The following is a 13725-nucleotide window of genomic DNA, read 5'->3' as shown; positions in this document are numbered from 1 at the left end:
GCTTATCAGCCTGTCTACAAGTGCCATTCTTACTGCGTTGTCATCAGACGAACTAACGAATGGCGGAAGTTGTCCGTTATCAAAAGCAGCCTGTATCGACATAGCTAAATCTCTCGGGGAATAATTAAAATCTGCTATAAAACTATCCAGATGACGACCGAATAACAGGTTATTTTCATATCGTCTGTGAATCGTAGCACAGTAATCCCTAAGCAAATAAAGATTTTCATCACTTAGCTCATTATGTGCAAGACGCTCTAACAAATGTTCAAGAGATATTCTTCCACCTACAGTCGGACCTGTCCTTGGGATATATTTTTCATGCTCCGTGACTCCCACTGCATCTACAATATAATAACAATCTTTTGTATCTGCATTGGGCGTTACTTCTTTTAATTTATCATCACTGATCACACGACAACCTCGCCCTCTCATTTGAGTATAGAGAACATCAGAGAAAACATCTTTCATGAATAGTACTATTTCCAGAGGTTTAACATCAGTACCGGTTGCCACAAGTGTTACTGTTACTGCTATACGAAAATCTTTTTCATTTCGCAAGTCACGGATAAGGGCATTTGAATCATCAGAAGAATATGTGATCTTCTGAACAAAATGTTCGGGAATCTGTCCGTTGGGGAATTCACCTTTGAACACATCTTTTACTGCCTCAACTATCTCGGTAGCATGCTCCATATCATTATCAACAATTTTAAGAACGTATTCCATTGCAAGATAATAGTATGCTAATTCAGACCACATTTGAGATTTTACAGCATCTTCTTTAATTGAATATATTATTTCAGGATCAATATCTTCTCTTAACCCTTTTAGTATTTGGGTTAATTCATCAACAGTTTCTGGTTTGTTGATCATTTCCTGTAATTGTTTATTTTGAACAACAGCCTTGTCAACAATCGATGTCTTATCAACCATTGCTATTTTTGTAGAAACAAATATGGTTAACATTAGATAATTAATTGCAAGAAAATTAAGTGAAGCTTCAATTACATAATCATCATAAGATAAGTTTTCATTTGAGTCAGAAGTGATAACATCTAAGTATTTGTCAAAACATTCACTAAAGTCATCCATACATTCTTCCCAAATATTAGTAACATCTGAATCTTTAAATTTGGAATAGATTTTTTTATGAAGTATATATGCTGTATTAAAATCACTATTTTTTAATGCTTTTTCAGATGAAATAATAGGAAAAAATATTTCAAGATTTTTCCAAAAAACATTTTTATCATAATTAATCTTCTTTAAGCCAGAAAAATCACAATATAGCAGTTCATAAACGGATACCATGTAGCGTTTGGCAATTGCTGAAATAATTTCCGGATTACCATAACCATGCTTTTCATAATTAATTATATTTGTTCTTGTTGTGTTAATTGCATCAGCAAGTTGCTGCTGTGTTTCCCCGTACGCTTCACGCAATGAACGAATATTATTGCCGATGCGGTTGTTATCATTTGTCAACATATATGTATCCCTCCCATCAAATATTCTCTATACAAAAGCTTATTATAGTAATTATAACATAATCATTAATAAATCTCCAGATGTAAATCATCTAAAATAGTAATGCTTTTGTTGTCAATAAAGACTATGGTTTTGCTTATATCCAATATCTTTTCAGAACCTCAGCAAATTCATCATTATTAAAACCAAACCTATCCATGATACCCTGCGCCATATCCTGTTCGGACACCCCCATCTTACCCATCATAAGCTCAACCGCGTCCATAGGTGTTTCTATATCGACCTCGCCCGCCTTGACCTGATCCAGCAGGTCCAGCATGAATCCAGTCATCTCATTACTTTCAGTGATCGCAGAGGGTATGCCCTTTTCGGCTCTGTCTGCATTTACCGAATACACGTTCCTCAACATCTGATTGAACCGCTCCGTTATCCTGTAACGCAGGAACTCGTCCTCATCGACCTTCGTTTCGTTGATATAGTTCATCGCTGCACCGTAACCATCTGGCATTCCTGCGCCAGCAACATAATTCTCCACACCTCGCTGCACCACCGCAGTGAGGTTATTTATTGTATTTATCGACTTAGCTGCAAGCTGTTTCACATAGATATCTATCGCATTGATGAGGTTAGTAAATTCTGCGTGCTCGATAAGCTGGCTCACAAGTTCGTTATCCTGCCGCTTGGCGAGCAGAACTTCTATCGCCTTGTCGGACAGCCCAAGCTCTTTCAGCTCGATGTTCTTGGTGATGCGGCTCTCGGTGAACCCCAACAGGTAGTCTGTGGGAACTTCAAAGAACTTCGCAAGATCGATGATCCTGCTATAACCGACATCACGTCCGCTGTCGTTTTCAAGACCGTTCAGCACTGCTTCGGATATACCGGTTGCCTGCGCAAGCTGCTTGGTGGTCAAATGCCGCTCAACTCGCATATCTTTTATCTTTTCGCCCATAGTCGTTTTCATGCTGCATTCTCCTTTTTGATGTTTTTAGGATAAGTATAGCATATAATTTCACTTTTGTGGGGAAATATTTCGGACAGCTACTTTTCTTTTGGAATCCATTTCATATATGAAATCTCCGACCCCTTATCAAGAAAAAAATCTGATTTTGGAATATATGGCACAGTGCAAACAAATGTGCTATATAATATAATAGAGGGGGGTGCGCGATTATTGCCCGCCCTCTTCGCAGCCGATTAATGTGGGCTGCAATCATTTATAGTTTTTTGAAAGGGAGAGATGCAATATGGCAAAAGCAAATGCTATATTCGTGAGGAACTGAAAACAAGAGGGGTGCGTCACTGGGAGCTGGCGCACGAACTCGACATATCGAAGCAGACCCTCGTCCGCTGGCTGCGCTTTGAACTCAGCGAGGACAAGCAGCTTGATATGTTGGAGAAAACCGAGGAGATAATCAATCGAAAGGAGACTATTATTGACGATCAAACAAAAGAAAGAAATTATTGCGGCGGTGTCCGCATTGTTGGAGAAGATGATACCCATTGAAGATGAGTGTCCTGCGATCACCATGAGCAAACCTGCGTTACCCGAAATGCTGACCATCAAAGAGTGCGCCGCACTTGTGTCCGGGCTGACGGAGCACACCGTCCGTATGCTCGTGAAACAGGGAAAAGTAAAATACATACGCTGCGGTGAAGGCGCACGAGGGAAGATACTCGTCAGCAAGGACAGCCTGCTGAAATATCTCGGCGCAGTGTGTGCATAAAAAAATCGGGCAACGCCCGATGAAAAAAGCGAGCGACAGCTCGCACAAAAAGGGGTGCAGAGGAACTGCTGCCGCAAAGGCTTTTGTCGCTCCACCAAGGAGTGACAAAAGTATCTTTGCGTTGATAGTGGCAGAACAATTCTGCGAAATCACAACACCCCAACGAAAGGAGAAATGACTATAAAGAGAAGTATAAGCGGACGTATCGACAAAGGCAGCATCGGTCACAATAACCGAAAGTTCATTGCCCCGAACGTCAATAAGGACCGCACGCATGAAAATATAACATTGGTACGTGAGGACATTCAAACTGTCTATCACGAACTATTTGATAAGGCTCTCGAAGAGTATAACGCCAAGCAAAAGCGCAAAGACCGCCGCATTAAAAACTACTACGAGCATATCAACCATAGCAAACAGGAGAAGCCGTTTTATGAAGTGCTATTTCAAATCGGAAATACAGAGGACACTCATTGTGGAACTCGTGAAGCCGAACTCGCCACAAAAGTTTTGACGGACTTTGTAAATGGTTTCCAAGAACGCAATCCGCACATCAGGGTATTCAATGCTGTCATTCATCTGGACGAAGAAACGCCACACGTCCATATTGATTTTGTTCCGTTCGCTACCGATCAGAAGAGGGGGCTGTCTACTCGCAATTCACTTTCAAAGGCACTGGAGCAGCAAGGGTTCACAAGCGAGGGGAAGATGAACACCTGCACAAAGCAGTGGGTCGAGAGCGAGAAGGAACAGCTGTCAGAGGTTATGAAGTCCTATGGTATCGAATGGGAAAAGCTCGGGACACATGAGCAGCATCTGGACGTGCTCGATTATAAAAAGAAAATGCGAGCGCAGGAAGTCAGGCTGTTGGAGAATAAGGTGGAGTGTACTCAGCATCAGTTGGAATCCACCGAGAAGGTTCTGCATGATGCAGATGAAACGCTGGCTCGCTTGGATACGGAGTATGTAAAGAAGTCAGAGGCGGTGGAGAAACTTGGGGCTGACATTGAAGAGAAGTCAGCGGAGTTGGAGAATACAACGGAGCAGCTGACAATTAACCAGCAGTTGTTGCAGGCTACAACTGATAAGGTCGCTCAGATCAATGATATTGATAGTATAACCATCAAGCATACTGTTCTCGGAAACAAAGTCACGCTGTCCGCAGATGATTATGCAAGCGTAGCTGAACTTGCCAAGAAAGAGATTGCTGCGGAACATGATACTTCCGCTAAAGATGAAAAGATAAATCAGCTGACCGAACAGGTGCATAACCTGCAAGCGGAACAGATAAAATGGCGAGATGAACGCTCGGCACTCAAAAGAACGATAGATAAACTGCAATCGCAGGTTAGCAGGTTAACGAATGAGTTGGCAACTTTCAAATCTAAGTATGATAAAGTCATGCAGTTTATTGAAAATCTGGGTCTGAAGGAGAAACTGGATAACTTCCTGCACCCAGTAAAAAGCAAAACGAAACACAGATAGAACAAAAGCAGACCCGGCATTTCTACACGAAAAATATTCATTTGCTCTATTGCTTTACTACGTGAAACGTGCTATAATAGAAGTGTAGAGATGTCAGAGGTCTGATGAAGGAGGAATCAGACAATGGCAAACGTCAGAAAAAGAGGAAATACATATCAGATACGTGTGTCATGCGGTTACGATACTAAGGGTGAGCAGATAACTCAGACAATGAGCTGGAAGCCGCCCGAGGGTATGACAGCGAAGCAGGCTGAAAAAGAAGTCCAAAGGCAGGCGGTACTGTTCGAGGAACGCTGTCAGCAGGGACAGGTGACTACCAACGTCAAGTTCGAGGCTTTTGCTGAGGAATGGCTGGAGACCTATGCCAAGCTCAATCTCCGCAACACTTCTTACGAGCGCATGAAGCAGCTTAGAAACAGGGTCTACCCTGCTATCGGTCACATGAGGATGGACAAGATCAAGGTAAGACACATTCAGCAGTTTGTGTACGATCTGGCTGTGAACGGCAAGTCTTTCAAAAACGGCAAGCCCCTTTCAAGGAAGACGGTGGTTCATCATCTCAGTTTCATCAGCGATGTTTTCAGCTACGCGGTCAAGATGGAGTTGCTCACGGATAATCCATGCAGACGTGTGACTGTTCCCAAAGGCGAGAAGAAGGAGAAAGAGATCTACACTCTTGAACAGGTTGAGCAGCTTTTCAATCTTCTGGAAGATGCCCCTTTGAAATACCGTACATTCTTCACCCTTGCGATATACAGCGGATTCCGTCGTGGCGAGCTGCTGGGTTTGGAGTGGAAGGATATTGATTGGGACAACTGCGTCATCAGCGTTAAACGCACGTCGAACTACACAGCAGAAAAAGGCATATACACCGACACGACTAAAACAAAAAAGTCGCAGAGGTCGCTAAAGTTCCCGATGGTGGTCATGGACTTGCTCAGGGCTTTCAAGGCTGAGCAGGACGAAGAACGCGAGCGTATCGGTGACAAGTGGCAGGACTATGATCGCCTGTTTGTAAAGTGGGATGGGCGTCCCATGAACAATAATACACCGTATTTCTGGTTCAATGAGTTCTGCGAGAAGAATAATTTTCCTTTCAGGGATATTCATTCCCTACGTCATTTTTATGCTAGTGCCTTGATCAATGAGGGTGTGGATGCTGCTGCAGTCTCGGGTGCATTAGGACATAGCGTTATAAGTACAACTATCCCCGTTCCAAATAGTAACACGAACCCCCACAGCAGTACCTACCGATAAAAGTACTAAAACAGTCATATACAAAAGCACCGCTTTCAGAGATCAACTCGGAAGGCGGTGCTATTTGGTATTAATGCCGATATCCTTGATCCGGTTCATAACGATTTTGTGCTATGTTAGTAAACATTGTTTACGTATCTTGACAAGCCACCTGAATTGTGATATTCTATATATGTGAACAGTGTTCATTAACGATGAAGGGAGGTCTGCATATGCCGAGAGATAAAACACAAGCGCACGAAAAGATTATCCAAGCAGCCGTCCGGGAATTCATGGAATACGGCTTTGAGAATGCGTCTATGCGCAGGATCGCATCTGAGGTCGGGCTGACCGTCGGCGCGCTGTATCGGCATTTCCCGAATAAAGAGGAAATGTTTGCAGCGCTTGTGGAACCGACGATCGACGAGTTAATGGCTAAATATCAGGCGTTTGTTGAACAGGGCTATGAGGTCATGAAATGCGGGGATGTGCAGCAGCTCTGGGATGAGAGCGAAAGCGAAACAAAGTGGCTGATGTGCTTTGTTTATGACCATTTTGAAGCATTCAAGCTGCTGATCTGCCGTTCGCAGGGAACCAGATTTGAGAGCTTTGTTCACGATATGGCGCTGCTGGAGGAACGCTCGACGCATGACTATTTTGAGCGCATGAAGCATTACAACATGACCGTTAACGAGCTCTCACAGCAGGAATTTCATATGCTGGTGACGGCGAATGTCTCGGCACTGTTCGAGGCGGTCATCCACGATTTCAGCCGCGAAGAAGCCATTCATTATGCCCAGACGCTGGATGCTTTCTTTTCGGCGGGCTGGAAAAAAATACTCGGCATTTGATGCCGATATTTTTTTGATGCAAGGTTAGCAACACCTAACCAAAAGGAGGAATTTTGATGGAACAAACAAAGAAACGTTCTGCGGTCAGTTGGGTCATTGAATTCGCAGGGCAGAAGAAACCAAATTACATTTTCAGCGTACTGCTGGCAATGTGTAAGGTCGTGTTCGGACTGATGCCGTATCTGTATATGGCAGATATCGTCCGGAAACTGCTGGAAATGCACGCAGGTACGCTGGAAAAGGATATGTCACTGCTGAGCGCAAGTATTGTGAAGATGGCGATATTCTGGCTGCTGTGCCGTATCTGCCATGCGATTTCAACAACACTTTCTCATGCGGCGACCTTTGAGGTGCTTGCGAATATCCGCAGACAGCTCACCGAAAAGCTGTCAAAACTGCCGCTCGGCTCGATCCTGTCGCAGTCAAGCGGTACCTACAAAAACATTATCTGTGAGCGTGTTGATTCCATCGAAACAACGCTGGCGCACATTATTCCGGAGGTGCTGTCCTCTGCGTTTGTACCGGTCGTGCTTATCATTTACATGATGACGATCAACTGGAAGCTGACGCTGATCTCCTTTATCTGCGTGCCTGTGGGCGTGGGATTTTTCATGCTGATGATGGTCGGTAGCAAGGAAAGCTATGAAAACTGCGTGGTCAAAACAAAGCGCCTGAACGATACCGCCGTCGAATACATCAACGGCATCGAAGTCATCAAGGCGTTCGGTAAGGCGAAAACCTCATATGAGAAATTCGTCATCGCCGCAAAAGAGGGTGCAGACTGCTTCATTGACTGGATGCGCCGCTGCAATCTCTGGCAGAATATTTCCCTGCTGATTATGCCGTATTTTTTGCTCGGACTGCTTCCGTTCGGGGCGCTTTTCTACATGAAAGGCACGGTTTCCGGCGCCGATCTGCTGATGCTGATTATTCTCTCGCTGGGACTTGTATCTCCTGTTATGACGATCGCTTCCTATTGGGACGGCATCGGAAAAATGGGCACGATCATCGGTGAAGCAACGGAGATTCTGGAGCGTGACGAGCTGAAACGTCCCGAAACGATGACGGAAAAGCCGAAAGGAACGGATATTGTGCTGCATGATGTGCATTTCGGCTACAAAGATGAGGAGATCCTGCACGGCATCAACCTGAATATCAGGCAGGGAACGGTTAATGCACTGGTCGGGCCGTCAGGTTCTGGCAAATCCACGATTGCAAAGCTGATCGCATCGTTCTGGGACGTGGACAGCGGCAGTATTTCCTTCGGCGGCGTGGATATCCGAAAAATCCCGCTCGTGGACTACAATCGGAATATCGCCTATGTTTCGCAGGATAACTACCTGTTTGACGAAACGATCATGGACAATATCCGTATGGGCGACCCGAATGCAACCGATGAAGATGTTATGAATGCTGCGAAAGCCTGTGGCTGCCATGACTTTATCATGCAGCTGGAGCACGGCTATCAGACAGTTGTCGGCGGTGCGGGCGGACACCTCTCCGGCGGCGAACGACAGCGCATTTCCATTGCAAGAGCAATGCTGAAAAATGCGCCGGTCATCATTCTCGATGAAGCAACTGCGTACACCGATCCCGAAAATGAAGCACTGGTGCAGTCCTCGGTTGCAAAGCTGGTACAGGGAAAAACGCTGCTTGTGATCGCACACAGGCTGTCCACGATCGCCTCTGCCGATCAGATCATTGTGATCAATAACGGTAATGTTGAAGCAGCAGGCACACAGGAGCAATTGCTTGAAAATTCAAAGCTGTACCATCAGATGTGGGAAACGCACATGGCAGTAAAGGAGGGTGCATGATGTTTGCAACACTGAAACGATTCTTTGATTTCTGCGATGCAGAAGACCGGAAAAAGTTGTATCTGGCGATCGGGCTCGGTACGGTCAAGGCGATATTTGCGGCACTGCGTATCTCAGCGATCGGCGTGATCGTCATGGGCATTCTGGACGGACATATGACGAACAAAAACATCTGGGCTGCTGTCGCAATTCTTGCTGTATCGGTACTCGGTCAGCTTTTCATCAATCTGAAAACAACGATGCTCCAGACCGAAGCAGGCTATCATTCCTGCGCAAACAAGCGTATTGAGATTGCCGAGCATCTGCGCTATCTGCCGATGGGTTATTTCAATGACAACAGCCTCGGACATATCACGAGTGTCACAACAAACACAATGGAAGCGCTTTCCGATGTTGCAACCAGAGTGGTCATGCTGACAACGCAGGGTATCCTGACAACAATTGTTATCACTGCTTTTGTGTTCTGTTTTGATTGGAGAATCGGGCTGCTTCTGACTGCCGGTGTAGCAATCTATGCGCTCATCAACGGGGCGATGCAGAAAGCCACACGCAAGGGTGCACCTGCACAGCAGAAAGCAAACAGAGAGCTTGTTGCCGCGGTCATTGAGTTTGTACAGGGCATTGCAGAGGTCAAGAACTACAATCTTGTCAGCACCCGTGCAAAGAAGCTGGAAGCGGCGATCAAGTCAAAGCAAAACGGTGACACGCACCTTGAATATGCTGTGATTCCGTATATCACCCTGCAGGAAATCGTCACAAAGCTGACAGGCGTTCTGATGTGTGCGGCATCCGTGTATTTCTATATAAACGGCAGTATGTCGCTGCTTTATTGTATCATGATGACGATCAGTTCGTTTATGATATATGAGAGCCTTGATGTTATGGCTGGGTTTTCTGCGCTGATACGCAGCGTATCAATTTGTGTAGATCAGGCAAATGAGATTCTTTCGATTCCGGAAATGGATATTGAGGGTGCGGATATCACGCCGGCAAGCCACGGTATCGAGTTGAAACATATCACATTTGCGTATGAAAACAGAACGATCATTGACGGCATTGACCTGAAAATCCCCGAACACACCACAACTGCGATCGTCGGCCCGTCCGGCGGCGGAAAGACCACATTGACCAGTCTTATGGCACGGTTCTGGGATGTAAAAAGCGGCGAGGTACTGCTCGGCGGGAAAAATGTCAAGGAGTACAGCTTTGACAGCCTGATGCGGAATTTCAGCTTTGTGTTCCAGCGGGTGTATCTGTTTGAGGATACCATTGCGAATAATATCCGCTTCGGCGAGCCTGATGCACCAATGGAAAAGGTCATCGAAGCTGCGAAAAAGGCACGCTGCCATGACTTTATCATGAGCCTGCCGGACGGCTATGAAACCGTGATCGGTGAGGGCGGCGCAAGTCTCTCCGGCGGTGAAAAGCAGCGTATTTCCATCGCAAGAGCCATCATGAAAGACAGCCCGATCATCATACTTGATGAAGCGACTGCCAATGTTGACCCCGAAAATGAAGCGGAGCTGACAAAGGCAATCGAGGAGCTGACCAAAGAAAAGACGATCATCATGATCGCACACCGCCTGAAAACAGTCGAACACGCTGATCAGATCATCGTCATTGACGGCGGAAAGATCGTGCAGCAGGGCAAGCACGCTGAGCTCATGCAGCAGGACGGTATTTATCGTACATTTGTAACAGACAGACAGAAGGCGGCAAGCTGGAAGCTGTGATCAATGTGCCCTATGAAACGAAAACGAGCTTATACGCATTTGTATAGGCTCGTTTTTATTGTATCATATCAGGGTAGATATCCACGACAGCAATGCTGCGAACGGAAAGTTGAGCACGATATGTGCAAGATGGGTTTTCCAGTTATATCCGAACAGGTGACGGCCGTACACACCGTTTGTTTCAGGATAGTAATGGGAAAAGAAGTGAAATCCGTTATTGCAGAGCAGTACCCAGTCAAAGAAACCGATGTCAAATGCTTTCAGACCGAGCAGCATGATCACAAATCGCAGTAAGAACTGCCAGAATCCGTAATCATTCCTGATCCCGTCCCAGACACCCAGAACAATCGAACCCAGCATAAGCACAAACGAAAGCCCGATCATCAGCCAGCCGATCACATATTGTCCTTTGAAGCGTTCAGGCTTTCTATCCGGCACGGCCTCAACGATTTCCTTCGGGGCAGATGAAAAGAACCGTTTGTCCTGAATAAAACCGACGCCGCCCCACAGCATCAGGAACAGTCCCGCCATCATCATGACGGAAAACAGAATCGACAGCACCATTTTGTCCCTTCTTTCAGATGAATCATTATTTCTTAGCGATCACAGTGATCCACGGCTTTGACGGATGATGATCGGATTTCACGCTCGTAAACCCTGCCGCTTTCAGAGCTGCTGTTATTTCAGCAGGTGTATAGCAGCGCATACCGTCGATGATGGATTCAAACTTTTTGCTCGTCTGATCAGTACCGTCAGATTCGTTGCATATCATAAAGTATCCGCCGTCTTTCAGAATGTTGGCTACCTGCGAAAAGCATTTTTCAAGACCAGGCCAGAAGTAGATCGTTTCAAAGGCTGTTACAAGATCATAGCTGTCAGCTTCAAGGGGCAGCTTTGAAACATCGCCCTGAATCACTCTGCATCTGCCTGCAGTGATCATTGCCTGATTGTATTTCTTTGCCTTCTGAACTGAAAGCTCAGAGTAGTCCATTGCGGTAACCTTTGCCTGCGGATATTTTTTCAGCAGCTCTCCTGCATTTCTTCCTGCACCGCAGCCAAGATCAGCAGCCATTTTCGGAGAGAGCTTCGGCAGATGCTCAAATCCCCAATCAGCCAGCTTTGCATGACCGGAGTTCATTCCTTTCAGCATCATCTTTCCGAGTGTGCCTTCGGGTTTTCTTGTCTGACTAAAAAACTTCTTCATTAGTCCCATAGTATTATCCTCCTCTGCGATTTTTATATCAGGTTCAGAATGCCGATCAGTCCGAACATAGAAAGTCCGAAGCTCGGCATGATGATTCCGGGAAGATCCTGAAATTTCACAGGATCAATTTTACGACAGGTCGTTCCAATAATCAGGAACACGATCGGATTCAATAGTACGCATATTTTCGGTACATCAAGTGCGCCGTTCAGAATTGCAATGATCACAAGAACTGTCGGCACCAAAAGCGTAGCATATCCTAAAAGAAATGTCGGCATGATCTGCTTGTATATCTTTTCGAGTATATCATCAGCGATTTGTAAATTGCCGTGTATCATTGCACCTTTGTAGATCAGCGCCTGAACACAGAGAAATGCATGAATGAAAATGCCTGCCATTGCGCCGAAATATCCAAACCCGATTGTCATATAACCGAGAAGGGAATGCGTTTCAGCAATCTGCATACCGATAGAATAAAAGCCGAGCCCTACCAGCGCATCGCCTATCAGTGCAAGAGCGATAGACAAACCAAATCTCCAGTCAGCCATTTTCAGCCAGTTGCTGTCGATATTCTTAGAAGTTCCAAGCTTTTCGTTGCCTTTGCCTTTCAGATCAAAGAGAATATCTCCCGTGCAGCAAAACAGACCTCCGATCAGTCCTAATGCCGAAAATAATAAATACATACTATTATCCTTTCGTTTTATCTTATTTTTCTCGCCACACAATGCAGACGGCAGAAACCTCGCTTTTCAAAAGATTCCATGTGAAGTCCGGCATTTTTGCAAAGCTTTCTGATGTCATCTCTGCCATAGATACGGACATCACCTTTGCCAATCAGATGTGCCAACGGCATTTCAATGGTGTTGCAGAACCAGCGTACCGCCGCAGAATTCATAGTCATATCGCGCAGGATAAGTCTGCCATTCGGACGTAGGACACGGTACACGCTGTTGAAGAAATCCTGCGGATTCGGATAGTGATGAAAACTCTCGCAGCAGATCACCACATCAAAGGAATTGTCTGCAAAGGGCAGATTCTCGCAGTCACCGACCACAAGCTCTACTCCTTTCATATTCTTTCGCTTGGCGACTTCGATCATTTTGGGTGTCAGGTCAATGCCGGTATAATGCTTTTCAGGATATTTCTGATGCAGCAGCGTGAGCATCGGACCGGTTCCGCATCCGCAGTCCAGTAGATCGTGAAACGGCTCTTTTTCAAGCTCTGCCAGCACATCGGGATAGTCCTTCTTGCACATATTGTACACACCTGCATTGTCCGATTCATAGATCTCGGCAGCTTTCGTGAACTCTTTCACTGACAAGTCTTTATATTCTTTTGCAGTCATTTGTATACCTCCTAAAATCTTATGCTGCTTACCATACATGGTCGTTCTCAGCATAATTCTTCACCTCGCTATGACAAGCAGCATTGCCGCATATACAATAAAACCAGTCCCCATAAATCCGATCATCGGCAGCTTAGGAAATGCTTTTTTGACTGCAAGCATAGCGATCATCAGGAATATGGGATTGAATATGATCCACAGTCTTGATACAGGCAGAATGCCCTGCCATATCGCCGCAGAGATCAGAAAAGCAGGGATCATGATCAGCGTAACGCTGCATACAAGTACGGGCAAAATGGTGAGCTTGTCTGTTTCATGCAGAGCGTTTTCTGCGGATTTTAATGATGCCTCCTGAAATATATTCTTGTATACAAGCGGCTTGATACAGAAGACTGCGTGTGTGATAAGACCTGTGTAGCATCCGAGAAATGTGCAGATTTTCAGGATACTGCATATCGTATCATTTTCCTTTCCGATCATTTCAGCGAGCCGCCATATAACAAGATAGCAGCCGGGCTGACCGAGAAATGAAAGCAGAAACGACAGATAGAATCTCTTGGATGAAGCGGTCTGCCAGCCTGTCTGAATATCTTTGCGCTGACCGATCTTTTTATTATTTGCGTCAAAGAAATACGCAAGCGGCGTATCTGCAAGCGCACAAAGAAAGCCACTTATGATGCCGAATATTCCGATCACAGTATCCATATTTTATCCTCCGTCTTTTATATAAGTACCGCAAGTGCAAGAAACATTGCTGCATTGACAATATTTCCGCTTCCTGCGACCTTGAACGGCGATATGATAAGAAACAGCGGCAATGTGTTAAAGATACACGCCCA

12 protein-coding genes and 1 pseudogene are annotated in these 13725 nt (G+C 45.5%); 6 read left to right on the top strand and 7 right to left on the bottom strand.

Annotation, left to right across the window (positions count from 1 at the left end; genetic code table 11):
* Positions 1 to 1491 (bottom strand): annotated as a pseudogene (locus CUS_RS03450) (hypothetical protein); the annotation flags it as partial.
* A gap of 136 nt (positions 1492 to 1627) precedes the next feature.
* Entirely contained in the window at positions 1628 to 2452 is an 825-nt protein-coding gene (locus CUS_RS18490) for a helix-turn-helix domain-containing protein (protein WP_002847537.1), read from the bottom strand.
* A gap of 472 nt (positions 2453 to 2924) precedes the next feature.
* On the opposite strand from CUS_RS18490, the gene CUS_RS03440 reads away from it, so the two are divergent.
* From CUS_RS03440 to CUS_RS03415, 6 genes are all read left to right on the top strand, one after another.
* The gene (locus CUS_RS03440; protein ID WP_037276402.1) at positions 2925 to 3215 is read left to right on the top strand and encodes a helix-turn-helix domain-containing protein; all 291 of its coding nucleotides are present in this window, start codon (positions 2925 to 2927) and stop codon (positions 3213 to 3215) included.
* Positions 3216 to 3389: 174 nt separating this feature from the next.
* Positions 3390 to 4700: a plasmid recombination protein gene (locus CUS_RS18480; protein WP_002847527.1), complete on the top strand. Its 1311-nt coding sequence runs from the start codon at positions 3390 to 3392 to the stop codon at positions 4698 to 4700.
* 123 nt (positions 4701 to 4823) lie between these two features.
* Complete coding sequence (locus CUS_RS03430) at positions 4824 to 5957, top strand: site-specific integrase (RefSeq protein WP_002847524.1); 1134 nt, start codon at positions 4824 to 4826, stop codon at positions 5955 to 5957.
* Between the two features lie 212 nt (positions 5958 to 6169).
* Complete coding sequence (locus tag CUS_RS03425) at positions 6170 to 6787, top strand: TetR/AcrR family transcriptional regulator (protein ID WP_037276400.1); 618 nt, start codon at positions 6170 to 6172, stop codon at positions 6785 to 6787.
* Between the two features lie 56 nt (positions 6788 to 6843).
* Entirely contained in the window at positions 6844 to 8604 is a 1761-nt protein-coding gene (locus tag CUS_RS03420) for an ABC transporter ATP-binding protein (protein WP_037276397.1), read from the top strand.
* A complete protein-coding gene (locus tag CUS_RS03415) occupies positions 8604 to 10337 on the top strand; it encodes an ABC transporter ATP-binding protein (protein WP_037276395.1) in 1734 nt (577 codons plus the stop codon). The genes CUS_RS03420 and CUS_RS03415 overlap by 1 nt, the downstream gene beginning before the upstream one ends.
* A gap of 63 nt (positions 10338 to 10400) precedes the next feature.
* On the opposite strand, the gene CUS_RS03410 is transcribed toward CUS_RS03415, so the two are convergent.
* The 5 genes from CUS_RS03410 to CUS_RS03390 are packed head-to-tail and all read right to left on the bottom strand — an operon-like array spanning position 10401 to position 13591.
* Positions 10401 to 10901, bottom strand: coding sequence for a hypothetical protein (locus tag CUS_RS03410; RefSeq protein WP_037276393.1), 501 nt, complete (start codon positions 10899 to 10901; stop codon positions 10401 to 10403).
* Between the two features lie 25 nt (positions 10902 to 10926).
* Positions 10927 to 11550, bottom strand: a complete 624-nt coding sequence (locus tag CUS_RS03405) for a class I SAM-dependent DNA methyltransferase (RefSeq protein WP_002847531.1) — start codon at positions 11548 to 11550, stop codon at positions 10927 to 10929.
* 23 nt (positions 11551 to 11573) lie between these two features.
* Positions 11574 to 12224 (bottom strand): DUF6796 family protein, encoded by a 651-nt coding sequence (locus CUS_RS03400; protein WP_037276389.1) that lies wholly within the window; start codon positions 12222 to 12224, stop codon positions 11574 to 11576.
* Positions 12225 to 12241: 17 nt separating this feature from the next.
* Positions 12242 to 12886 (bottom strand): class I SAM-dependent methyltransferase, encoded by a 645-nt coding sequence (locus tag CUS_RS03395; protein ID WP_037276384.1) that lies wholly within the window; start codon positions 12884 to 12886, stop codon positions 12242 to 12244.
* Positions 12887 to 12946: 60 nt separating this feature from the next.
* Positions 12947 to 13591, bottom strand: a complete 645-nt coding sequence (locus CUS_RS03390; protein WP_002847526.1) for a DUF6796 family protein — start codon at positions 13589 to 13591, stop codon at positions 12947 to 12949.
* Positions 13592 to 13725: the final 134 nt, after the last annotated feature.

Source organism: Hominimerdicola alba 8 (assembly GCF_000178155.2).
Classification (GTDB): Bacteria; Bacillota; Clostridia; order Oscillospirales; family Ruminococcaceae; genus Hominimerdicola; species Hominimerdicola alba_C.
Note: the sequence above shows the minus strand (reverse complement) of the source record. Positions and strands in the feature narration are given on the sequence as shown.

Excerpts from the sequence above, each read along its gene's own strand:
- CUS_RS03415 (WP_037276395.1), top strand. The coding sequence starts at position 8,604 with ATGTTTGCAACACTGAAACGATTCTTTGATTTCTGCGATGCAGAAGAC.
- CUS_RS18490 (WP_002847537.1), bottom strand. The coding sequence starts at position 2,452 with ATGAAAACGACTATGGGCGAAAAGATAAAAGATATGCGAGTTGAGCGG.
- CUS_RS03390 (WP_002847526.1), bottom strand. The coding sequence starts at position 13,591 with ATGGATACTGTGATCGGAATATTCGGCATCATAAGTGGCTTTCTTTGT.
- CUS_RS03395 (WP_037276384.1), bottom strand. The coding sequence starts at position 12,886 with ATGACTGCAAAAGAATATAAAGACTTGTCAGTGAAAGAGTTCACGAAA.
- CUS_RS03405 (WP_002847531.1), bottom strand. The coding sequence starts at position 11,550 with ATGGGACTAATGAAGAAGTTTTTTAGTCAGACAAGAAAACCCGAAGGC.
- CUS_RS03420 (WP_037276397.1), top strand. The coding sequence starts at position 6,844 with ATGGAACAAACAAAGAAACGTTCTGCGGTCAGTTGGGTCATTGAATTC.
- CUS_RS03425 (WP_037276400.1), top strand. The coding sequence starts at position 6,170 with ATGCCGAGAGATAAAACACAAGCGCACGAAAAGATTATCCAAGCAGCC.
- CUS_RS03410 (WP_037276393.1), bottom strand. The coding sequence starts at position 10,901 with ATGGTGCTGTCGATTCTGTTTTCCGTCATGATGATGGCGGGACTGTTC.
- CUS_RS18480 (WP_002847527.1), top strand. The coding sequence starts at position 3,390 with ATGACTATAAAGAGAAGTATAAGCGGACGTATCGACAAAGGCAGCATC.
- CUS_RS03400 (WP_037276389.1), bottom strand. The coding sequence starts at position 12,224 with ATGTATTTATTATTTTCGGCATTAGGACTGATCGGAGGTCTGTTTTGC.
- CUS_RS03430 (WP_002847524.1), top strand. The coding sequence starts at position 4,824 with ATGGCAAACGTCAGAAAAAGAGGAAATACATATCAGATACGTGTGTCA.